The sequence below is a fragment of the Geodermatophilus maliterrae genome, from assembly GCF_041018925.1.
Lineage (GTDB): Bacteria > Actinomycetota > Actinomycetes > Mycobacteriales > Geodermatophilaceae > Geodermatophilus > Geodermatophilus maliterrae.
This window is the reverse complement of sequence record NZ_JBFNXQ010000084.1, coordinates 1-21,207: the sequence shown is the minus strand read 5'-3', so window position 1 is coordinate 21,207 and position 21,207 is coordinate 1. Positions and strand designations below refer to the sequence as shown.

The following is a 21,207-nucleotide window of genomic DNA, read 5'->3' as shown; positions in this document are numbered from 1 at the left end:
CGCCCGCCCGGCCGCCCCCCGCCGCACCGGTGAGCGCGGGCCCTGGCGTGCCCGGCTGCTCGTCGTCGGACTGGCCACCCTGCTGGTGCCGGTGCTCGCGGCGCTGGTGGCCCCCACCACCTCCGCGCCCGGCGCGGCCACCGCGCCCGGCGACGCGACCGGGCTGGCGCTGGCCGCCCGCAGCACGCTGCTGCAGGACGCCGACGCCTACCGGCGGCTGCAGACGGAGATCACCGCGCGCCGCGCCGAGCTGCAGCAGGCGGTGGCCGCGGAGCAGTCCGCCCGCGCGGCCGTGGCTGCCGAGCAGGCGTCCGTCGGCGCCGCCGCGGCCGACCTCTACCGCGCCTCGGCCACCACCCGCGTGCCCGTGCTGGGCCTGGACGCCACCGCGCCCGGCACGACCGCCGACGTCCTCTACGTCCAGGCGCTGGCCGACCGCGCCGCCGGCGACCGGGAGGCCACGATCGCCCGCGCCGAGCGCGCCGAGTCCGCGGCACGGACCGCCGCCGCCCGGGTGGCCGCCGCGCAGGACGCCGTCGACGCCGCGACCGAGCAGGCCCGCTCGCTGCTGGCCGACGTCCGCGCGACCGTCGCCGGCCTGGGCCTCGACGTCTCGGTGCAGCTGGCCGCGCTCGGCACCGTCCCGGCCGCCGGGGACCAGCAGGCCCGCAACACCGCCGCCCTGCAACGCTGGCAGGCGTACCTCACCGGGCTGGCCGACGCCGGGATCGAGCCGCCGCAGGCCGCCGAGCTCGCCGACCCGGCCGCGCTGCCCGACGGCTTCTCCCCCGCGCTCGACGCCGCGGGCCGGCCCGTGCCCGGCGTCGCGTGGGCCGTCGCCGGCAACCGCCCGGTGACCGTGCTGCCCGCCGAGACCGTGGCCGCCGTCAGCAGCGCGCTGTCACAGGTGGGCCGCGCCTACGTCGCCGGCACCGCCGGTCCCGACACCTACGACTGCGGGGGGCTCGTCGCCGCCTCGTGGCTGCTGGGCGGGTACGCGCTGCCGGGCACCGCCGCCGAGCAGTGGGCCGCCGCCCCGGTGGTGCCCGCCGCGCAGCTGCAGGTCGGCGACCTGGTGGTCTCCGACGGCGGCGCCGACGTCGGCGTCTACCTCGGCGAGGGCGACGTGCTCGGCGCCTCGGCGGCCACCTACCAGGTCGGCGTCCGGTCGCTGCCCGACGACGCCCGCGCCGTCCGGGTCACCCTCCCGGCCCCGGCCGAGCCGAACGCACCCCTGCCCGCCTCGGCCTCCGGTCGGGGTGCCTGTGGCGCGCCGCCGGCGCCGGTCGGGCCGGTCAGCCCCGCCTGGGGCGGGTGGGCCAACGGCCGGATCCCGACCTCGGCGCTGTGCCCGGTCGCCCGCGGCCACGCGCTGCGCTGCGACGCGGCGGCCGGCTACACGGCGCTGGCGCAGGCCTACCAGGCCGCCTTCGGCACCCCGCTGTGCATCACCGACTCCTACCGGTCGATGGCCGCGCAGACCGACGCGTTCCGCCGCAAGCCCGCGCTGGCCGCGGTGCCGGGGACGTCGAACCACGGCTGGGCGCTGGCGGTGGACCTCTGCGGCGGGATCAACGTCGCCGGCACCCCGCAGTGGACGTGGATGACCCGGCACGCCGGCGAGTTCGGCTTCGTGAACCCCGACTGGGCCCGGCCCGGCGGTGAGAAGCCCGAGCCGTGGCACTGGGAGTTCGGCACCCTGGCGTAGCCGCGGTGACGTGCTGGGACGGCCCCGTCGCAGGGGCCCGCGCCGAGCCTGCGAGGTGTGGGGGGCGACGGGGTCCTTCTAGAGCCAGCGGAGGTCGGGGATGCGGGCCCAGGGCAGGCGCACGCAGGCCTCCCCGGTCTCGCCGGCCAGCCGGGTGGCCACGGCGGCCGAGGCGCAGGCCAGCGGCCGCACCGGGGTGACGACGACGTGCGGCTCCTGCAGGCCCAGCCCGGCGTCGGCGATCCGTGCCAGCAGCCGCCCGGGGGCGGCGAGAACGGCCGAGGCCAGCACCGGCGTCCCGGGGTGCGACCACAGCGCCACCGGCCCCTCCACCCGGAGCACGCCACCGGTGTCGGCGGCGCGGGCGGTGGCGCTGGTGCGGGTGCGGGCGACCACGGCGGCATCGGCCCGGTCCGAGGGCGTCCAGGCGACGGCGCGCTCCCCCCGGCGGACGACGACCTGCCAGCCGACGGCGGTGCGGGTGGCGTCGGTCCAGTCGAGGACGGCGACGCCCGAGGCGGCGGCCGCGGCGTCGCTGACCGGGCGGGCACCGACCCAGTCGGTCAGCGCGGCGGCGACCCCCGCGGCGGTGGGCGCCACACCGGCGTCGGTCATGTCCTCGGCGAGGTCGACCAGCGTGGTGCGCACCCGGCGCTCGTCCTCGGCGAGGACCAGCACGGGGCCGCGGGCAGGGTCGCGGAGGAGGGCGGCGCGCAGACCGCCGGTGGCGAGGCCCGGCAGCACCGCGGCGGCCGCCGCGCGCACCTGCTCGACGGTGACCGGCTCCGGCCGCAGCCGCTGCAGGAGGCCGGCACGGGACCGGCCCGGGCGCTCGGGGGTCACGGGCGGCGCCCACCCAGGGCGGCGCGCAGGGCGGCCGGCAGCACGGCCGCGTCCAGGACGCTGTCGAGCTCGGCCGCCGACAGCCGCACCGGCAGCACGTCGTCGGCCCAGCCGGTCACCCGGCGGACACGGGCGGCCGGAGCGGGCCAGACGGCGTCGCGGACGGCGGCCACGTGCAGCTCGGTGAGCACGTCGGCGAGGTGGACGGCGGTGACCGGGTGCACCCCCGGCTCGGCCAGGGCGGCGCGGACGGCGGCCGCCAGCTGCGCGCGGTCGTCCTCCGACAGCCAGTGCGGCAGCAGGACGGCGGCGGTGGGGTCACCGGCGGGCAGGACGCTCACCGTGCACCTCCCCCCGGACGGCTCTGCGGTCCCGGCTCACCGGCGCCGGCGGCGCGGGCGGGACTCGCGGTCACACCCTCCCTATCGGCAGGTCCGCGCCGAGTTCGACCCGGCGGCACCACACCGTCCCCGCGGGCTACTCGCTGAGCTCGGCCAGGCGGTCCTTGAGCACCCGCTCCACCCGGTCGGCGTGCACGTTCATGTTGCGCACCGAGGTGCCGAGCTCGGCCGAGACCTGTGTCTTGGTCTGCCCGCCCCAGGTGGTCAGGTACCAGGTCGCCCAGCCGAGGACGTTGGGCTGGGCAGCCCGCTGGCCGCGGGCGGCGGTCGGGTCCGGCGCGCAGGCAGCGGTGAGCGCGTGCGACAGCAGGGTCTGCTCGGCCTCGTCCATGATCTGGTCGGGCGCCTCGCCGGAGTCGGGCAGGAGCACCTCCGTGGCGTCCGGCCCGCCGTCCAGCGACTGCAGGTTGCGCAGGGAGTTGAGGGTGGCGACCGTCTGCGAGTTGCGGCGCAGCGTGGCCACGCTCTGCCCCATGAAGGCGGCCAGCTCGCGCTCGGTGGGCCGCCGCTGGTGCTCGGCCTGGAAGGCGGCGATCGCCTTCTGCTGCCGGTTCTCCGTGTCGGCCGCCGTGCGGCCGTGGGCGTTGCGGCCCAGGTCGTGCACCCACTTGGACAGCTGGGTGGCGAGGAAGGCCCCGAACGGGACGCCCTTGGTCTCGTCGTACTGGCCGACGGCCTTGAGGATCCACTCGGCCACCTGCTGCCCCAGGTCGTCGGGGTCGGGCAGGTGCAGGCGGATCGTGCTCATGTTGCGCTGCAGCCGCTTGAGGCTGACCGGCAGGTAGTGCCGGCACAGGTCGTCGAGGAAGGCCGGCGGCAGGTCGCGCGGCGCGCGCCGTCGGACGCCGGCCTCCGCGCGCAGTCCCACGGTGGTGCAGCCCTGCTCGGCGCACCAGGCGCGGATCCAGTCGGCGAGCAGCGGGCCCTGGCCGCACGGGCCGTCGACGCGGTAGAGCCCCTCCCCCTCGTCGTGGCTGACGGTCACGCCGTCGGGCAGGGCGGCCAGGAAGGGCGCCAGCGGGAGCTCGCGGTCGACCCGGAAGTGCACGCGGTCGCGCGGGGTGATGGGGGTCCGCGCGAAGCCCTCGGCCTCGGGGACGCCGCCGAAGACGAGCGGCGCGCGGAACGGGGTGGCGGCGTCGGAGGACGGGGCGGGGGCGGGGTGGTTCACCGGGACTCCAGGGCGATCGCGGGGAAGGCGGCGGTCGAGCAGGAGGCGGCCACGGTCCCTCTGCAGGGTCGGCCACCGGCCCCGTCCCGGGTCCCGCCCCGAGCGTGCGAGGGGCGGGGAGGACGGGCTCCTTCGTTCAGGCGGGGACGTGCTCGACCGGCTGGGCGGCGCGGGGTGCGGGGACGGGGCGCACGTCGTCGTCGCCGGCGGCCAGCAGGACCCGGGCGGCGGCGCGCTCGGCCGGGCCCGGCTCGGCGGCGTAGACCGGCATGTGGTCGAAGAGGACCGTGAAGAGGTCGCTGACGAAGGCGTAGGCCGCCTGGGCCTGTGGGGAGAACCGCGCGATGCCCTCGCGGGGGCCGAGCTCGACGCCGACGGTCACGCGGACGACGCGCTCGTCCTTGCCGAGGCCGCTGACGGCGAAGCCGACCGCGGGGTGCGCGGCGGCCAGCGCGGCCAGCTCGGCGAGGCAGCGGCGGGTGGACCCGCGCCGCGGCCGGAGCTGGACGTGCACGACGACGGTGTCCGCCGGGCCGGCAACGGCCTCGGCCAGCTGGTCCGTGCTTGCTGCAACGCTCTGTCGCATTGTGATCGCCCCCTGTGACGTGCTTGGGGGCAACTCTGGCGGATGAGCGGACAGTGACGGGCACACAACTCGCCGTGCCCTACGCAATGTCAGGGCCGACCTTCGTCAGGTCTTGCCCAGGGAGGTGTCCCGACCGGTCCGGCGGGTCCGCGCCACGGCGAGAGTTGCCGAGCCGCGGACCCGCCGTCGGTGGCGAGTCGTCAGCGGGCGGGTGCCTCCGGCGAGGCGGTGGTCCGGGCGGCCGGCACGGCCGGGGCGGCGGCGTCGCCGGCCGGGGGGGCATCGGCGGCCGGGGCAGCGTCGGCGGCCGGGGCGAAGGCCGCGAGGGCGCCCAGCGTGTCGGCGGTCACCTGGGCGGCGAGCAGGTTGGCCTCGGCGATCTGCCGGTAGACCTCCTCGCGGTGGATGGTCACCTCGCGCGGGGCCTTGAAGCCCAGGCGGACGGTGCCGCCGCGGACCTCGACGACGTGGACCTCGATGTCGTCGCCGATGCGGATCGTCTCGCCGACGCTGCGGGTCAGTGTGAGCACGGGTACCCCTCCATGGGTGTGTCTCGGCCGTCCTGGCACGGCCCCGTCCAGAGGCTCGTCCCGAGCGTGCGAGGGACGAGGAGGACGGGGTCCTTCTCTCTATCGGCGCAGGGGACGCCGGATCGGATGACGACCATCGGACAGGACCACCTGGGTGGCCCGCCAGTTCGCCGGGTTGACCACCAGCGGCGCGCGCAGGTTCGCCGTCGCCGCCGCCGGCCCCTCGGCCGGGACGGTCACCAGGCAGAACACCTGGGCGTCGGAGACGTCGTCCAGGCCCAGGTCGGCGAGCGCCGCGGGCGGGACCACCGGGGTGTAGTCCGGGAAGTACCGGGCCGGGGGGACGACCAGGAACCGCGGACCGCCGGCGTCGAGGGACTGCAGCCAGAACAGCCGGCCGTCGCCGTCGGCGGTGACGAGCACGTAGTCACGGAACTCGGGGAAGCCGGGCAGCGGGGTCACCATGCCCAGCAGGGGCAGCGTGGCGACGGGGGCGAGCGTCACCGGAGGAAGTCCACGAGCGAGGGCTGGATGACCTGCGCGGTCGCCTGGAGCGCGGCCTGGTAGCCGGTCTGCTGGAACTGCAGCTGCATGATCGTCTTCGGCAGGTCGACGTCCTCGACCAGGGCCAGCTGCTTGCTCAGCGACAGCTGCAGGTCGGTGTTGGTCTGGGCGGCGATCTCGACCCGCGCGGCGCGGGCGCCGATCGACGACACCGCGGTCAGCAGCCGCTCCAGCGCGACGTCGAGGGCGGCGAGGTCGTCGCCGAGCGCCTCCGGGGCCGCGGCCACGTCCGTGGCGATCTTGCCCACCAGCGCGAACAGGTCCGTGCCGGACGGGTCCCCGAACGCCTCGGGTCCGGTGACGTCGATGCGGACGTCCTCGGCGTCGGCGATCCGCCGGGCCACGCCGACGACGGGGACGCCGTAGGCGCCACCGACGCCGTTGTAGACACCCGTGGCGTCGTAGGCGGTGGCCCCGGAGGTGATGCCGCCGAACAGCGGCCGGCCGTCGACGGACTGGTTCGCCAGCCCCAGCAGGCTCTCCCGGAGGGCGGCGACCTCGGTGCTGATGGCCACCTTGCCGCTGTCGGACAGGACCCCGCTGTTGGAGGCCTGGACGGTGAGGTCCCGGACCCGGTTCACCTGCGTGACCATGCTCTGCAGCGTGGTGTCGGTGAAGTCCATCCAGCCCTGCGCGTCGGAGATGTTGCGCGCGTGCTGGACCGCGGCGGCCTGGTCCTGCCGGACCTGCATGGCCCGGTTGACACCGGACGGCGAGTCCGACGGCTTGCTGACGACCTTGCCGGACGTGAGCTGCTGCTGCAGCTTGCCCAGGTCGGCGAGGTTGCGGTTGAGGCCCTGCAGCGCGGTCTGCGTCACGGCCCGCTGGGTGATGCGCACTCAGGTCACCGCCCCACGAGGCCGGTGCGGCTGATCAGGGTGTCCAGCGCCTCGTCGATCGTGGTGATCATCCGGGCGGCCGCGTTGTAGGCGTGCTGGAACGCCATCATGTTGGTCATCTCCTCGTCGAGGTTGACCCCGGAGACCGACTCGCGCGCGGCGTCCACCTGCGCGGAGAGGACGGACTGCACCTCGAGGTTCCGGGTGGCCACCGAGGACTCCACGCCGAGGCTCACCACGAGCTTGCGGTAGAGGGCGTCGGTGCCGGCGGGGTCCAGGCTGAGCCTGAACAGGGCGTCGGCGTTGCGGGCGTCGGCCGAGGGGGTGCCGCCGGTGGCCGCCGGGGAGATCCCCGCCGCGGCGACCCGCGCCGGGTCGGTCACCCGCAGGGTGAGGTTCGCGGCGGTGACCGCGCTCAGGTCGACCGGGTCGGTACCCGACCCGTCGTCGAACAGCGGCCCGCCCGGGGCCCCGGTCGCGTCGAAGCCGGCGGTGTGCGCCGCGTTCAGGCTGCCGGCGAGCGACCGCGCCAGGGCGTCGAGCTGCGTCCGGTAGCCGGGGACGATGCTGGTCAGGGCGGTGATCTGCCCGCCGGCCGTCCCGCCGGCGCGCAGGGTCGTGCCGCCGGGGTCGGTGACCAGGCGGGGGGCGTCGGTGCCGACGCCGTCCGGGTTGTCGCTCCCGGCCAGCCGGACCCCGATGGCATGGGTGCCCGAGACCAGCGTGGTGCCGCCGATCGTCACGTCGACGACGCCGTCGGCCCGCGGCACCGCCGTGGCCCCGACGGCCTCCGCCAGCCGGGAGACCAGGGAGTCGCGCCGGTCCGCGAGCTCGTTGACCGGCAGGCCGGAGAGCGTCGCCAGCCGGATCGAGTTGTTCAGGTCGGCGATCGAGACCGCCGCGGTGCTCACGTCGGCGGCGAGCACCGCGAGGCCGTCGCGGGTCTGGTCCCACTGCTGGTCCAGGGCGGCCCGCGTGGTGTGCAGGCCGGCGGCCAGCGTGTCGAGGCGCTCGATCACCTGGCTGCGCGGCGCGAGCTTGAGCGGGTTGGTGGTGAGGTCGCTGAAGGCGGACCACACGTCGGTGAGCATGCTCTGGATGCCGCTGCGGCCGGGCTCGCGGAAGTTCTCCTCGACCTGGCCGAGCGCTGCGCTCTCCGCCGTCAGCCGGGCGGTGTTCGCCGTCTCCAGGTGGCCGCGGGCCTCGAGGAAGGCGTCCCGCACGCGGCGGACACCCTCCACGGCGACTCCGCCGTCGCTGCCGTTGCTCACCGAGTGGATCGCCGGGACCGCGGTCCCACCCATGGCCTGCAGGTCGACCCGCTGGCGCGAGTAGCCGTCGGTGTTGACGTTGGCGATGTTCTGGCCGGTGACGTCCATGCCGCGCTGGGCGGCCCACAGCGCCGTCGTCGCCGTGTTCAGACTGCTGAAACCACTCACAGGGCACCGTCCAGGGTGACGGCGCGGTGCGCCGAGGACTCCGAGCGACCGGTGGCGCCGTAGGTGCCCGCCGACGGGGGGCGCACCGACAGCAGCGCGTTCCCGATGGCCGACAGGCCGCCCTCGATCAGCTCGCGGTTGGCGTCGGACAGGCTGCGCAGGTCGGTGACCAGCACGAGCAGCGCCTCGTGGTGCCGGGCGAGCAGGTCGTTCCACGGCGCCGGGGCCACCTCGGCGAGCTGGCGCAGCGACGGGTCGACCCCGACGCCGAGCCGGGTCGCCAGCGACTCGGTGACCGCGGCCCGCTCGACCTCGAGGGTGCGCAGCTGGTCGAGCACGACCTCGATCTCGTGCGCGATGCGTGCCAGCCAGCGGGTCTTGCCCGACAGGATGAGGTACTGCTTCTCCTCCGCCTTGAACAGCAGCAGGTCGAGCAGCTCCTGCTCCCGCCACAGCAGCGTCGACAGGTGCTGGAAGTCCACGTCCGCCACCGCCTCCCTCGTCCTGCCGGCCGGGCGGTCCCCGGCCGGCGTTGTCAGCGGTCAGGCCATCGGCACCGGGCGACAGACCCTCAAGCCGAGAACACGGGATCGGCAGATGTTGCCCCTCGGAGGCGGTGCGTTTCCCCGCGCGGGCCGCCGAGAAGGGGGACGTGCCAGCAGCCCGCCTCCCGGTGACCGAGCGCCCCGCCCACCTGCGCCCCGCCACCCCGCGCAGCGCCCCGCTGCGCGGCGCTCCCCCGCGCGTGGCCGCCCCGCCCGCCGCGACGGCGAGGTCGGAGGCCGACGTCGAGGCGCTCGTGACCGAGCACCTCCCCCTGTGCTCCTTCGCGGTCAACGCCGTCGCCGCGCGCATCTCGCTGCCCGGCCACGTCAGCCGCGACGACCTCCTCTCCTGCGCCAAGCTCGCGCTGGTCGAGGTCGCGCGCCGCTTCGACCCGGCCGCCGGGGCGACCTTCGCCACCTACGCCCTCCCCCGCCTGCAGGGCGCCGTCCTCGACGAGCTGCGCTCCGGGGACTGGGCCAGCCGCTCGGTCCGCGCGGCCGCACGGCGCACCGACGCCGCGGCCGACGCGCTGACCATCCGGCTGGGCCGGCCGCCCACGCGCGAGGAGCTCGCCGAGAGCCTCGGCATGCGCCGCGGCGAGCTCGAGGCGCTCCAGGTCGACGTGCACCGCGCGGTCATGGTGAGCATCGACGCCGAGAGCAGTGGCGACGGCGGCTCGCTGGACCTGCCCGACCCCGGCGAGTCCCCCGAGCGCGCCCTGCTCCGCGGCGAGCGCTCCCGCTACCTGCAGGACGCGATCCGGGCGCTGCCCGACCGGCTCGACGAGGTCGTGGAGCGCAACTTCTTCGGTGGCGAGTCGCTGACCGACATCGCCGCCGACCTCGGCGTCACGCTCTCCCGCGTCTCCCAGATGCGCGCCCGCGCGCTGACGCTGCTGCACGCGGCGATGAGCGAGGTGTGGGACGGCCGGGCGGTGGCCGCCGACGGCGGGGTGCGCGCCCGCAACCAGCAGCGCCTCTACGTCGACCGGGTGGCCGGCCGCGGCGCCCCCGACCGCCGGGTGCCGCCGGGCGCTCCGACGGTCACCACGCCGCCCCGCCGGCGCGCGGGCTGGCAGGCGGCCTACGGGGCGGCCCGACCCGCCTGAGTGAGAAATCGGGGAGAAGAACGCCGGTTCGCCTCAAGACCCGGCCCATCCCAGCCGTAACACCTCGTGCAAGCCCCGCAGCACGGATGCAGCGGGAACAGGGAAAGACCCCGTCCAAGGAGGATCACCATGGGTCTGCGCGTCAACACCAACATCGCGGCACTCAACTCGTACCGCAACCTGTCGGCCACCGACACCCAGATGGGCAAGTCGCTCGAGAAGCTGTCGAGCGGTCTGCGCATCAACCGCGCCGCCGACGACGCGGCGGGCCTGGCCATCTCCGAGGGCCTCCGCTCGCAGATCGGTGGCCTCAAGGTCGCCGTCCGCAACACCCAGGACGGCATCTCCGTCGTCCAGACCGCTGAGGGCGCCCTCACCGAGACCCACAGCATCCTGCAGCGCATGCGCGACCTGGCCGTCCAGGCCTCGTCCGACGGTGGGCTGAACGCCGACGCCAAGAGCGCGATCCAGTCGGAGATGGGCCAGCTCAAGTCCGAGCTGAACCGCATCGCCGACACCACCCAGTTCAACGGCAACAAGCTCCTCGACGGCACCTACACCGGGAAGAGCTTCCAGGTCGGCGCCAACCAGGGTGAGACGATCACCGTGGGCGTCAGCACGGCCATGAACATCACGGGGCTGGGCGTCGCGGGGGTCTCCGTGACCGCTGGGACCGCGCTCAGCGCCACCACTGACGAGCCGGTCATCGGCGACACCACCGCCGCCGGTGCTGGCAGCATCACCATCGGCACCGCCCAGCTGGACACGCTGGACGAGCTGAAGAACCTGAACGGCACCATCACCATCGGTGACAAGAGCCTCGACCTGGCCACGGTCAAGCTGACCGGTGCCACGGCCGATGCCCAGCGCGCCGACCTCGTGACGAAGCTCAACACGTTCTTCGGTGCCGGTACCGCCGCTGGTACCACCGCTGCCAGCAACCTCGTCGTCACCGGCGCGGCTGCTGCCAGCGCCTCCGAGACCGCCCAGCAGGCGGCCGACCGGGCCGTCGTGTTCTCGGCGTCGACCGGTGCCGACGGTGCCATCACGGCCATCGAGAACGCTATCAAGACCGTCTCGACGGTCCGCGCCGACCTCGGTGCCGTGCAGAACCGGTTCGAGCACACCATCAACAACCTGAACGTCGCGGTCGAGAACCTGTCGGCGTCCGAGTCGCGGGTCCGCGACACGGACATGGCGCAGGAGATGGTGAGCTTCACCCGCTCGCAGATCCTGTCCCAGGCCGGCACCGCGATGCTCGCCCAGGCCAACCAGAGCTCGCAGGGCGTCCTGCAGCTGCTGCGTGGCTGATCCCACCCCGTAACACCGCACCACCCCGGTGAGGGGGGAGGCCGAGCGCCTCCCCCCTCACCCACATCCGCCCCCGCCCGACACCGGAGGAACCGGCATGGCAGGAATGGCCGTCGACGGCCTCGTCTCCGGGCTGGACACCACGAGCCTGATCAACCAGCTGGTCTCGGCCGAGGCCGCGCCACAGACGGCACTGAAGACCCGGCTGGGCGCCACCACGGCCGCCGCCACCGCCTACCGCACGGTCAACAGCCGCATGGACTCCCTGCGCAGCGCGGCCGAGGTGCTGAGCTCGGCCAACCTCGCCGCCGCGCGCACGGCCACCAGCAGCAGCTCCGACGTCACCACGAGCGCCACGTCCTCGGCGGTGACCGGCAGCAGCCTCTCCTTCTCGGTGACCGCGGTGGCCAGCGCCCACACCGTCACCAGCCACCTCGAGTGGAACTCGGCCACCGCGGACGTGCGCACCCCCAGTGCCGGTGGCAGCGACATCGGCTGGCCCATCCAGGTGCGCAAGATCGACGGGACGGCCGACGGTGCGCTCGTCGGGGAGATCGCGCTGCCGGCCGGGGACCCGCCCACCCTGCGCGACGCGGCGGCCGCCATCAACGCCAGCGGCTACGGCCTGCGGGCCACCGTGGTCCAACTCGCCCCGGACAAGTTCCGGCTCCAGGTCACCAGCGCGGGCACCGGCGCCGCCTCGCAGTTCCGGCTCCGCGGCGCCGGCGAGACCACCGACACGGCGGGCTCGGCCTTCGTCGCCGAGCCCCCGGGCCGGGACGCCGAGCTGACCCTCAGCAACGGCCTGGTCGCCCGCTCCGCGACCAACACCTTCGCCGAGCTGCTCACCGGGGTGTCGGTCACCGTGTCGAAGGCCGACCCGACCGCGACCACGACGATCAGGGTGGCCAGCGACCCCGAGAGCGTCGCCGCGAAGGTGCAGGCGTTCGTCGACGCCGCCAACGCGGCGCTCAAGGAGATCAGGACCCAGAGCTCCTCGGCCCAGGGCAGTACCGCCGTCCTCAAGGGCGACAGCGCCCTGAGCAGCCTGACCAGCGAGATCCTGACCAGGTTCGCGAGCGCGGTCGACACCTTCGGCTCACCGGCCACACTGGGCATCCAGCTGAAGAAGGACGGCACGGTGCTGTTCGACAAGGCGACGTTCCTCGCCGCCCTCGAGAAGGACCCGGCGAAGGTCCAGGGCATGCTGGGCGGAGTCCCGGCGAAGCCCGGCCCCCCCGCCACCGCAGCGGTCGAGGGCCTGGCCCAGCGCGTGCAGGCGCTGGCCCAGCGGGCCTCGGACGCGACCACCGGCACCCTGACGAGCCTGGCCAAGGGTCGCGACACCCTCGCCAAGGACATCCAGAACCGCATCGCCGACTGGGACACCCGGCTCCAGCTGCGCAGGAACATGCTGACCCGCCAGTTCACCGCCATGGAGACGGCCCTGAGCTCCCTCAAGTCGCAGTCGAGCTGGCTGGCCGGCCAGCTCGCCTCGCTGCCCAGCTCAAGCTGACGTCCGTCCGGCCGATCCTCCCCGTACCAACGCCTCCCCAGGAGTCAGCTCGATGAGTGCCGCGTCCCTCCGCGCCCGTTACCTCGACGACGCCGTCAGCACCGCGTCGCCGCAGCAGGTCCTGGTCATGCTCTACGACCGGCTGGCCCTCGACCTCGAGCGCGCCCGGCTGGCGCTCGGCGAGGGCCGCTCCGACGACGCCGACGCCCAGCTGCGGCACGCGCAGGAGATCGTCTTCGAGCTGCTGAGCAGCCTGCGGGTCGACGCCTGGGAGGGCGGGCCGCGCCTGGCCGCCCTCTACAACTGGCTGCTCGCCGAGCTCACGCAGGCCGGTCTCAAGCGCGACCGCAACCGGGTCGCCTCCTGCCTGCAGATCGTCGAGCCGCTGCGCGACGCGTGGCGCCAGGCCGCCGCGAACCTGGCCGCGGGTCCCGCATGACCCCGCCGCACTCCCCGGGGGACCGGCGCCACGCGGAGTGGACCGTCGTCCTCGAGGAGATGGAGGGCGAGGTGATCGACGCGGAGCGCTCCATCCGGGGCAACCGCGCCGAGGAGATCGCCGCCTGGGGCCGGCGCATGGAGGACTGGGTGCCGCCGAGCAGCCTCGGTCCCCTGCCGATGGACCTGCGCGAGCGCGCCGCCCGGCTGCTGCAGCACCAGCTCGCCGTCGCCGAGGAGCTCGTCGAGCGGATCACCCAGTCGCAGCGCCAGCGCGACCTCGCCGCCCGCATGGCCTACCGCCCCCGCCCGGTCGCCGCCTTCGTCGACCGCGCCCTGTGACCCGCTCCCGGTAACCCGCACTCCCCCGACCACACGGCCGGGCCCGCCACGACAGTGGCCGGCCCGGCCGTCGTCCTTCCCGGGTCCGGCGAGACGGCGTCCCCGGAGCCCTGGCGTCACAGACGCACCGGGGAACCCGTTCGTGCCGCCCGTCCCACCGGTCACCCGTGTGGCGGACGATGGTCAAGCCGCCCCGGCCGGCTGCCGAGGAGACCCCTGCACGGACAGCACCACTCTCGCCACGGATCGGCGGCCCTCCCCGCGCTCGCGCGGGTGTCCCGACGTACCCGGAGGCCTGTCGTGTCCTGCCGTCCTGCCCGCCGGCGGTCCGCCCGATGATCGGCGACGTCACCACGACGACGCTGCACGCCGCCCTGGCCGGGCTGGCGCAGCGCAGCCGCGTCACCGCGGACAACATCGCCAACGTCCAGACCCCGGGCTTCCTGGCCGGCCGCACCGACTTCGAGTCCTCGCTGCGCACCGAACTGCGCCAGGGCAAGGCGCCGACGGTCTCCGGTGGCTCGATCGCCCGCTCCCTGGAGCCCACCCGCGAGGACGGCAACAACGTGAACCTCGACAGCGAGACGGTCATCGCCACCGAGACCGGCCTGCGCTACCAGCTCGCCCTCAACGCGCTCGACGGCAAGTACGGCCTCCTGCGCTCGGCCCTGCGGACGGCATGACGTGTTCGACAGCCTCGACATCTCCGGGTCCGGCCTCTCGGTGCACCGCCGCTGGATGGACGCCGTCTCGGACAACATCGCCAACATCAACACGGTCAGCTCGTCCGACGGTGAGGCGTTCAAGGAGCGCATGGTCGTCGCGCAGGCCGTGGACTACGGCTCCGGCGAGGGCGGCGTGCGCATCGCCGGCGCGGAGTTCGGCAGCGGCGAGGGCCGGCTGGTCCACGAGCCCGACCACCCGCTGGCCGACGACGAGGGCTACGTGCGCTACCCCGACATCGACCTCGGTGACCAGATGACCCAGCTGATGATGGCCCAGCGCGGCTACCAGGCGAACCTGGCGTCCGTGGAGCGGGCCACCACCGCGTACCAGGCCGCCCTCCAGCTCGGGAAGGGCTGACCATGACGTCCCCCATCGGCGGCATCTCGCTGCCCAGCGTGCCCACCATCGGTGCCCTCGGCGGGGTCGCCGACGCCACCGCCGCGACGTCCGCGGCGAGCACCACCGGCGACGGCTTCGCCGCCACCCTGGCCGGCGCGGTCGACCAGCTGCAGGGCCTGCAGTCGACGTCGAGCGGTCTGGCCACCGCGGCCGCCACCGGCGACCTCAAGGACGTGCACGACTACATGATCGCCGCGCAGGAGGCCTCGCTGGCCACCGAGATGGTCGTGACGCTCAAGAACAAGGCCGTTGAGGCCTTCACCGAGATCATGAGGATGCCCATCTGATGCCCGCCGCACTCGCCGGGCCGCTGGGGAAGCTGCGCAGCGCCCTGGACGCGATCAGCCTCGGCCAGAAGGTCGTCATCGGCCTGCTCGTCGCCGCGCTGGGCCTGGGCGGCTTCTCCTTCTACAGCTGGGTCACCACGCCGACGATGGCGCCGCTGTTCTCCAACCTGGCCTCGACCGACGCCTCGGCGATCGTCGACGAGCTCAACGCCGGTGGCGTGGCCTACGAGCTCGCCGACGGCGGTGGCACGATCATGGTCGCCAACGACCAGGTGTACGACCTGCGCCTGCAGATGAGCGGCAAGGGCCTGCCGGCCGGCTCCGAGACCGGCTACGCCCTGCTCGACGAGCAGGCCATCACCACCAGCGAGTTCCAGCAGCAGGTGCAGTACCAGCGCGCCGTCGAGGGCGAGCTGGCCAACACCCTCGAGGCGCTCGACGGCGTCTCGCAGGCGGTCGTGCACGTGGCGCTGCCCGAGGACGAGGTGTTCGCCACCGACGAGGGCGAGCCGACCGCCTCGGTGCTGCTGGACCTGGCGCCGGGCACCGAACTCGGCGGCGAGCAGATCCAGTCGATCACCAACCTGGTCTCCTCGAGCATCGAGGGCATGGACCCCGAGCAGGTGACCGTCAGCGACTCGACCGGCCAGCTGCTCTCGGCCGCCGGCCAGGGCGTGACGTCCGCGTCCGGCGACGCCCGCTCGCAGATGGAGACCGACTACGAGACCCGGCTGGCCGCCAACGCCCAGTCGATCCTCGACACGGTCCTCGGCACCGGCAACGCCCGGGTCTCGGTCCGCGCCGACCTGGACATGTCGCAGCGCGACAGCACCGCGACGACCCACGGCTACACCGAGGGCACCCCGCCGGAGTCCGAGCAGACCTCGCGCGAGACCTACACCGGCGACGGCACCGCCGTCGGCGGCGTCCTCGGCCCGGAGAACACCGCCGACGCGGCGGACGGCACCGGCGGCGGGCAGGCGACCTACGAGACCGAGTCGACGACGGCCAACAACTCCGTCGACGAGACCGTCACCAACACCGTCACCGCCCCGGGCGAGGTCAAGCGGCTCACCGTGGCCGTCGTGCTCAACGACACCGTGGCCGGCAACCTCAACCAGGCGCAGGTCCAGGACCTGGTCGGCAACGCGGTCGGCCTGGACGCGGCCCGCGGTGACGACATCAGCCTCGCCTCGCTGGCCTTCGACACCAGCGCCGCCGACGAGGCGGCCGCGGAGATGGCCGCGGCCCGCGAGGCCGAGCAGCAGGCGCAGATGTGGTCGCTGATCAGGACCGGGGGCATCGCGCTGGGGATCGCGCTGCTCGTGCTCGTCGTCTGGCTGCGCTCGCGCCGCCGCGGCGAGGACGAGGAGGACGACGAGGACTACCCGCTCGAGCTGGACGAGGGCGTCATGGCCGAGCTCGAGCGGCTGCGGGTGGCCAGCGCGCGGGACGACACCGCCGTCCTGGACAGCCGCGCGCTGGAACTGGAGGCCGCGGAGCGGCAGCGGGTGCGGGGGGAGATCTCGAGCATGGTCAGCGAGCGTCCGGACGAGGTGGCGCAGATGCTGCGCGGTTGGCTGAGTGATGTGAAGTGACGCTGGCCAGTGTCGAGCAGCTGGTGGGCGCGGGCGGGACCAACCTGCCCGCACTGCCGCCGGCTCCCCCGCGCCCGGAGCTGCCGGGCCTGCGCAAGGCCGCGGTCTTCCTCGCCCAGATGAGCAAGGAGGAGGCCGGCGTCCTGCTGGCCAAGCTGCGGCCCCGCGAGGTCGAGGCCCTCACCCGCGAGATCATGAAGCTCGGCTCGCTGGAGCCCGACGACGTCGACGGCGTCCTCACCGAGTTCCACCAGATGATGAGCGCGCAGCGCTACGTCGGCCGCGGTGGCGTCGACTTCGCCCGCGAGATCCTGGCCGCGGGGCTCGGCGAGGACAAGGCCGAGGGCATCCTGGCCCGGCTCAACGTCGTCTACACCGAGGTCCCGTTCGCCTCGCTGCGCAACGCCGACGTCCGCCAGCTGGTCACCTTCCTCAAGGACGAGCACCCGCAGGTCATCGCGCTGGTCCTGGCGCACCTGACCGCCGCGCAGTCGGCCGAGGTGCTCTCCGGCTTCAACCCCGAGCAGCAGGCCGAGGTGGCCCACCGGATCGCCACGATGGACCGCACCTCCCCGGAGATGGTCCGCCTGGTCGAGGAGGAGCTCGGCCGGCGCATGGGCTCGCTGCTCGCCCACCAGGACATGTCGACCGTCGGCGGCGTGGAGACCCTCGTCGAGATCATCAACCGCTCGCCGCGGCCGACCGAGCGCTCGATCCTCGAGTGGCTCGACAGCTCCGACCCGGAGCTGGCCGAGCAGGTGCGCGCGCAGATGTTCGTGTTCGAGGACATCACCACGATCGACGACCGCTCCATGCAGCTGGTGCTGCGCGAGGTGGCGTCCAACGACCTGGCCACGGCGCTCAAGGGCGTGCGCCCCGACGTCCGGGACAAGGTCGTCCGCAACCTCTCCGAGCGCGCCGCCGAGAACCTCGCCGAGGAGATCGAGCTGCTCGGCCCGGTCCGCGCCCGCACGGTCGAGGAGGCGCAGGGCAAGGTCGTCGCCGTCATCCGCACCCTCGAGGAGCAGGGCGTGCTGACCATCTCGCGCGGTGGGGACGATGAGTTCGTCGCGTGAGTCGGTGCTGCTGCGCGGGGCCTCGGCCAGCGCGGCGGCTCCGTACCGGCAGGTCGCCGGGACGACGGTGCCGCCGCGTCCGGTCGCCCCGGCACCGCACCCGGCCGCGCCCGCCGGCCCGTCCCCGGTCGTCGCCACCGCCCCCGAGGTGGTGGTCGAGCGCCGCGGGACCACCCGCCGCGCCGCCGACGTCCCGGTGCCCAACGGCCGCGGCGTGCTGCGGCTCGGCGACGTCTACGCCGAGGAGCTGACCCGGCTGCGCGAGTTCGCGCACCGCGAGGGGTTCTCGGCCGGGCACGCCGAGGGCGTCGCGGCCGCCGCCCAGGTGGTCGCCGAGGCCGAGGCCGCCGCGGCGGCCCGGCTGGCCGACGTGCAGGCGCGCTGGGAGCGGCGGATGGCCTCGGCCACCGCCGCGCTCGGCGCGGCCGTCGCCGCCCTGGAGACCGCCGCCGTGCCGACCGCCGACGACGTGCGCGACACCGTCCTCGACGGCGTGCTGACGCTGGTCGAGGACCTCCTCGGCCGGGAGCTGTCGGCCACCACCACCGCCGGTGTCGACGCCGTCCGTCGCGCGCTGACCCTGGTGCCGGCCGACGCGCCGGCGGTCGTGCGACTGCACCCCGACGACCTCGCCGAGGTGCCGCCCGCGGCGCTGGCCGCGCTGCCGCCCACGGTCACCGTGGTCGGCGACGGGACCGTCGAGCGGGCCGGGGCGATCGCCGAGTCCGGCCCGCGCCGGGTCGACGCGCAGCTGTCGACGGCGCTGGCGCGGGTGCGGGCGGTGCTGTCGACGTGAGCGCCGCCACCGTCCTCGCCCGGGCCCGTCTCGCCGCGCGCCCCGAGCTCACCGGCTCCGTCGTCGGCGCCATGGGCCTGACCCTCACCGTGGAGGGCGTCGTCGCCGCGGTCGGCGACCTCGTGGAGGTCGACCCCGGCCCGCGCGGGCTGATGGCCGAGGTCGTCGCCGTCTCCCGCGACCGGCTCACCTGCATGCCGCTGGGCGAGCTCGGCGGCGTCCACGCCGGCGCCCCGGTCCGCAACACCGGCATGCCGCTGCAGGTGCCGGTCGGCGAGGCACTCCTCGGCCGCGTGCTCGACGGCCTCGGCCGGCCGGTCGACGGCGGCCCCGCGCTCGGCGCCGGCAGCGGTCGGGGCATCGACTGGGTCGACCTGGCCAGCGAGACGCCGCACGCGCTGTCGCGCCGGAGGGTCGAGGACCCGCTGCCGGTCGGCGTCCGCGCGCTGGACACCCTCGTGCCGGTCGGCAAGGGCCAGCGGCTGGGCATCTTCGCCGGCTCCGGCGTCGGCAAGTCCACCCTGCTCGCGCAGATCACCCGCGGCACCGAGGCCGACGTCCGCGTCATCGGGCTGATCGGCGAGCGGGGCCGCGAGGTCAAGGAGTTCCTCGAGGAGAACCTCGGCGCCGAGGGCATGGCCCGCACCGTCGTCGTCGTCGCCACCTCCGACGAGCCGCCGCTGGTGCGACTCAAGGCCGCGTTCGTGGCCACCCGCATCGCCGAGGGCTTCCGCGACCAGGGCCGCGACGTGCTGCTGCTCATGGACTCGATCACCCGCACCGCGATGGCCCAGCGCGAGGTCGGCCTCTCGGCCGGCGAGCCCCCGGCCACCCGGGGCTACCCGCCGAGCGTCTTCGCGATGATGCCCAAGCTGCTGGAGAAGGCCGGCCCCGGCGCGACCGGGTCGATCACCGGCCTCTACACCGTGCTGGTCGAGGGCGACGACCACAACGAGCCGATCGCCGACACCGCCCGCTCGATCCTCGACGGGCACGTGGTCCTCACCCGCAGGCTGGCCACCACCGGCCACTTCCCCGCCATCGACGTCCTGGAGTCGATCTCCCGCGTCGCGGGCGCCGTGACGACCCCGGCCCGCATGGCCGACGCCCGCGAGGCCCGCCGGCTGCTCGGCGCGCTGCGCGACGTCAAGGAGCTGGTGGAGATCGGCGCCTACCAGCCGGGCAGCGACCCGCTGGTCGACCGCGCCCGGGTGCTCTCCCCGGCGCTGGACGCCTTCCTGCGCCAGCCGCTGGACGACACGACCTCCCCCGACGACGCGTGGTCGATGCTGCACCGGCTCGTGACGGCGGGCTGACGTGGGCAAGCGGGCCGCCTTCCGGCTCGAGCCGGTGCTGCGGATCCGCCGGGCCGCCGAGCAGGCCGCCTCCCAGGCCGCCGCCGAGGCCGACGCCGCGGCGCGGGAGGCGCGCCGCCGGGCCGAGGGGCAGGCCGCCGCGCTGGCCACCCGGCTGCCCCCGCCGTCGGCACCCGCACACGTCTTCCTCGCCGCGATGGTCGCATCGGGCGCCGCGGCTGCCGATGTGACAGCTGCACGGGCGACGGCGCAGGCCTCGGCCGAGCACGCCGGACTGCTCCGCGCGCGGTGGACCGCCGCCGCCCAGGAGACCAAGGCGCTGGAGAAGCTGCGCGAGCGGCACCTCCTGGCGCTGCGGACCGCCGAGGTCTCCGCCGAGGAGCGGGCCGTCGACGACCTGGTGACGCGCCGGCACGCGGTGCGCGCCGCGGGGAACGAGGGAGAGGAGGAGCCGTGGAGGGCCTGACCGCGGCGCACAGCCGCATCGCCGAGATCCAGAACCGGATCCTGACGTTCGCCTCGGCGTCGTCGACCTCGACGTCGGCCGCCACGTCGTCGGCGTGGTCGAGCGCGGCTGCGGCCGCCGGCCTCACCGGCACGTCGGCCACCGCCGCGACCGCGGCGCCGGGGAGCAGCGATCTCGAGTCACAGGTCGTCGCGGCGGCGTCGAAGTACCTCGGCGTCCCCTACGCCTGGGGCGGCACCGACCCCTCGGTCGGGCTGGACTGCTCCGGCCTGGTGCAGCGGGTCTTCGCCGACCTCGGCATCGACCTGCCGCGCACCAGCTCGCAGCAGGCGACCGCCGGCACGCCGGTCGCGAGCCTCGACGAGGCCCGCCCCGGCGACCTCGTCCTCTTCGACAACTCCTCGTCGCGGCCGGGCATCGACCACGTCGGCATCTACGTCGGGGACGGCAAGATGATCGCCGCCCCGCAGGCGGGCGAGAAGGTCAAGATCCAGGACGTCGGCGACCCGGCGCTCATCCGCCGGGTGCTGCCGCCGACCGCCGCTGCCGCGTCAGCCCTCCCGGCGACCGGCACCGGGGCGGGCCCGGCCGGCGTCCCCTACGCCGACCTGTTCACCGCCGCCGGCGCGCGGCACGGCGTCGACCCGGCGCTGCTGGCCGCCGTGGCGAAGGTCGAGTCCGGCTTCGACTCCTCCGCCGTCTCCTCCGCCGGGGCCACCGGGCTCATGCAGTTCATGCCGGCCACCGCCCGCGGCCTCGGCGTCGACCCCTCCGACCCGGCGTCGTCGATCGACGGCGCGGCCCGCTACCTGCGCCAGCTCACCGACCGCTTCGGCTCCACCGACCTGGCGCTGGCCGCCTACAACGCCGGGCCCGGCGCGGTGGCGCGTGCCGGCGGCATCCCGCCCTACGCCGAGACCCAGTCCTACGTCCGGAAGGTCACCAGCGCCGCGGAGGCGTACTCATGACAGCTCCCGCCCTGACCGCCGTCCTCCCCGCACCCGCCCCCGCGGCGCCCCCGGCCGCCGCCGACCCCCGCTCGGCCGCCGGCTTCGCCTCCGCGCTCGACAGCGCGGTCGCCGACAGCACCTCCGCCGACGCCGGCACCGGCCGGGCCGCGGCCGAGGAGGACGTCCCGGCCGACGACGAGACGACGCCGGCCGACACCCCCCGCGACACCGGCCGCGACGCCGCCCGACCG

25 protein-coding genes are annotated in these 21,207 nt (G+C 75.1%); 16 read left to right on the top strand and 9 right to left on the bottom strand.

Translation table 11 applies throughout. The features are described from left to right. On the top strand, positions 1-1,708 hold a 1,708-nt coding region (locus ABQ292_RS20445; protein ID WP_369209555.1), incomplete at its 5' end, for an NlpC/P60 family protein. 78 nt (positions 1,709-1,786) lie between these two features. Here the strand turns inward: ABQ292_RS20445 and ABQ292_RS20440 are convergent. From ABQ292_RS20440 to ABQ292_RS20400, 9 genes are all read right to left on the bottom strand, one after another. After that, positions 1,787-2,551, bottom strand: coding sequence for a hypothetical protein (locus tag ABQ292_RS20440; protein WP_369209554.1), 765 nt, complete (start codon positions 2,549-2,551; stop codon positions 1,787-1,789). After that, positions 2,548-2,892 (bottom strand): hypothetical protein, encoded by a 345-nt coding sequence (locus tag ABQ292_RS20435; RefSeq protein WP_369209553.1) that lies wholly within the window; start codon positions 2,890-2,892, stop codon positions 2,548-2,550. Before ABQ292_RS20435 ends, ABQ292_RS20440 begins: the two co-directional genes overlap by 4 nt. A gap of 136 nt (positions 2,893-3,028) precedes the next feature. Beyond that, positions 3,029-4,123, bottom strand: coding sequence for a sigma-70 family RNA polymerase sigma factor (locus tag ABQ292_RS20430; RefSeq protein WP_369209552.1), 1,095 nt, complete (start codon positions 4,121-4,123; stop codon positions 3,029-3,031). Between the two features lie 136 nt (positions 4,124-4,259). Next, positions 4,260-4,709, bottom strand: coding sequence for a hypothetical protein (locus ABQ292_RS20425; RefSeq protein ID WP_369209551.1), 450 nt, complete (start codon positions 4,707-4,709; stop codon positions 4,260-4,262). Positions 4,710-4,909: 200 nt separating this feature from the next. Continuing rightward, on the bottom strand, positions 4,910-5,239 hold the full coding sequence (csrA, locus tag ABQ292_RS26710; protein ID WP_438940614.1) for a carbon storage regulator CsrA: 330 nt from the start codon (positions 5,237-5,239) through the stop codon (positions 4,910-4,912). Between the two features lie 99 nt (positions 5,240-5,338). Next, positions 5,339-5,743 carry a flagellar assembly protein FliW gene (fliW, locus tag ABQ292_RS20415; RefSeq protein WP_369209550.1) on the bottom strand — a complete coding sequence of 135 codons (405 nt, stop codon included), beginning with the start codon at positions 5,741-5,743 and terminating at the stop codon, positions 5,339-5,341. Then, positions 5,740-6,642, bottom strand: coding sequence for a flagellar hook-associated protein FlgL (flgL, locus tag ABQ292_RS20410; RefSeq protein ID WP_369209549.1), 903 nt, complete (start codon positions 6,640-6,642; stop codon positions 5,740-5,742). Before flgL ends, fliW begins: the two co-directional genes overlap by 4 nt. Positions 6,643-6,647: 5 nt before the next feature. Next, the gene (gene flgK / locus ABQ292_RS20405) at positions 6,648-8,081 is read right to left on the bottom strand and encodes a flagellar hook-associated protein FlgK (RefSeq protein ID WP_369209548.1); all 1,434 of its coding nucleotides are present in this window, start codon (positions 8,079-8,081) and stop codon (positions 6,648-6,650) included. Beyond that, complete coding sequence (locus tag ABQ292_RS20400) at positions 8,078-8,572, bottom strand: flagellar protein FlgN (RefSeq protein ID WP_369209547.1); 495 nt, start codon at positions 8,570-8,572, stop codon at positions 8,078-8,080. The genes flgK and ABQ292_RS20400 overlap by 4 nt, the downstream gene beginning before the upstream one ends. Before the next feature lie 161 nt (positions 8,573-8,733). On the opposite strand from ABQ292_RS20400, the gene ABQ292_RS20395 reads away from it, so the two are divergent. The 15 genes from ABQ292_RS20395 to ABQ292_RS20325 form a co-directional block, all read left to right on the top strand. Continuing rightward, positions 8,734-9,735, top strand: a complete 1,002-nt coding sequence (locus ABQ292_RS20395; RefSeq protein ID WP_369209546.1) for a sigma-70 family RNA polymerase sigma factor — start codon at positions 8,734-8,736, stop codon at positions 9,733-9,735. Positions 9,736-9,864: 129 nt separating this feature from the next. Continuing rightward, on the top strand, positions 9,865-11,046 hold the full coding sequence (locus ABQ292_RS20390; RefSeq protein WP_369209545.1) for a flagellin N-terminal helical domain-containing protein: 1,182 nt from the start codon (positions 9,865-9,867) through the stop codon (positions 11,044-11,046). Between the two features lie 97 nt (positions 11,047-11,143). Continuing rightward, the gene (gene fliD / locus ABQ292_RS20385; protein ID WP_369209544.1) at positions 11,144-12,562 is read left to right on the top strand and encodes a flagellar filament capping protein FliD; all 1,419 of its coding nucleotides are present in this window, start codon (positions 11,144-11,146) and stop codon (positions 12,560-12,562) included. 52 nt (positions 12,563-12,614) lie between these two features. Then, positions 12,615-13,001, top strand: a complete 387-nt coding sequence (gene fliS, locus ABQ292_RS20380; RefSeq protein WP_369209543.1) for a flagellar export chaperone FliS — start codon at positions 12,615-12,617, stop codon at positions 12,999-13,001. Next, a complete protein-coding gene (locus tag ABQ292_RS20375) occupies positions 12,998-13,342 on the top strand; it encodes a hypothetical protein (protein ID WP_369209542.1) in 345 nt (114 codons plus the stop codon). The genes fliS and ABQ292_RS20375 overlap by 4 nt, the downstream gene beginning before the upstream one ends. A 335-nt stretch (positions 13,343-13,677) precedes the next feature. Beyond that, complete coding sequence (locus ABQ292_RS20370; protein WP_369209541.1) at positions 13,678-14,025, top strand: flagellar basal body rod protein FlgB; 348 nt, start codon at positions 13,678-13,680, stop codon at positions 14,023-14,025. A gap of 1 nt (position 14,026) precedes the next feature. Further along, entirely contained in the window at positions 14,027-14,425 is a 399-nt protein-coding gene (gene flgC / locus ABQ292_RS20365; protein WP_369209540.1) for a flagellar basal body rod protein FlgC, read from the top strand. Between the two features lie 2 nt (positions 14,426-14,427). Next, entirely contained in the window at positions 14,428-14,754 is a 327-nt protein-coding gene (fliE, locus tag ABQ292_RS20360; RefSeq protein WP_369209539.1) for a flagellar hook-basal body complex protein FliE, read from the top strand. Then, positions 14,754-16,352 (top strand): flagellar basal-body MS-ring/collar protein FliF, encoded by a 1,599-nt coding sequence (gene fliF / locus ABQ292_RS20355; RefSeq protein ID WP_369209538.1) that lies wholly within the window; start codon positions 14,754-14,756, stop codon positions 16,350-16,352. The genes fliE and fliF overlap by 1 nt, the downstream gene beginning before the upstream one ends. After that, a complete protein-coding gene (gene fliG / locus ABQ292_RS20350) occupies positions 16,349-17,428 on the top strand; it encodes a flagellar motor switch protein FliG (RefSeq protein ID WP_369209537.1) in 1,080 nt (359 codons plus the stop codon). The genes fliF and fliG overlap by 4 nt, the downstream gene beginning before the upstream one ends. Next, positions 17,412-18,224: a FliH/SctL family protein gene (locus ABQ292_RS20345; RefSeq protein WP_369209536.1), complete on the top strand. Its 813-nt coding sequence runs from the start codon at positions 17,412-17,414 to the stop codon at positions 18,222-18,224. The genes fliG and ABQ292_RS20345 overlap by 17 nt, the downstream gene beginning before the upstream one ends. Then, the gene (locus tag ABQ292_RS20340; protein WP_369209535.1) at positions 18,221-19,540 is read left to right on the top strand and encodes a FliI/YscN family ATPase; all 1,320 of its coding nucleotides are present in this window, start codon (positions 18,221-18,223) and stop codon (positions 19,538-19,540) included. Before ABQ292_RS20345 ends, ABQ292_RS20340 begins: the two co-directional genes overlap by 4 nt. Before the next feature lies 1 nt (position 19,541). Next, positions 19,542-20,006 (top strand): flagellar export protein FliJ, encoded by a 465-nt coding sequence (locus tag ABQ292_RS20335; RefSeq protein ID WP_369209534.1) that lies wholly within the window; start codon positions 19,542-19,544, stop codon positions 20,004-20,006. Next, positions 19,994-20,974, top strand: a complete 981-nt coding sequence (locus tag ABQ292_RS20330; RefSeq protein WP_369209533.1) for an NlpC/P60 family protein — start codon at positions 19,994-19,996, stop codon at positions 20,972-20,974. Before ABQ292_RS20335 ends, ABQ292_RS20330 begins: the two co-directional genes overlap by 13 nt. After that, a partial coding sequence (locus ABQ292_RS20325) for a hypothetical protein (RefSeq protein ID WP_369209532.1) occupies positions 20,971-21,207 on the top strand: 237 nt, incomplete at its 3' end. The genes ABQ292_RS20330 and ABQ292_RS20325, both read left to right, overlap by 4 nt.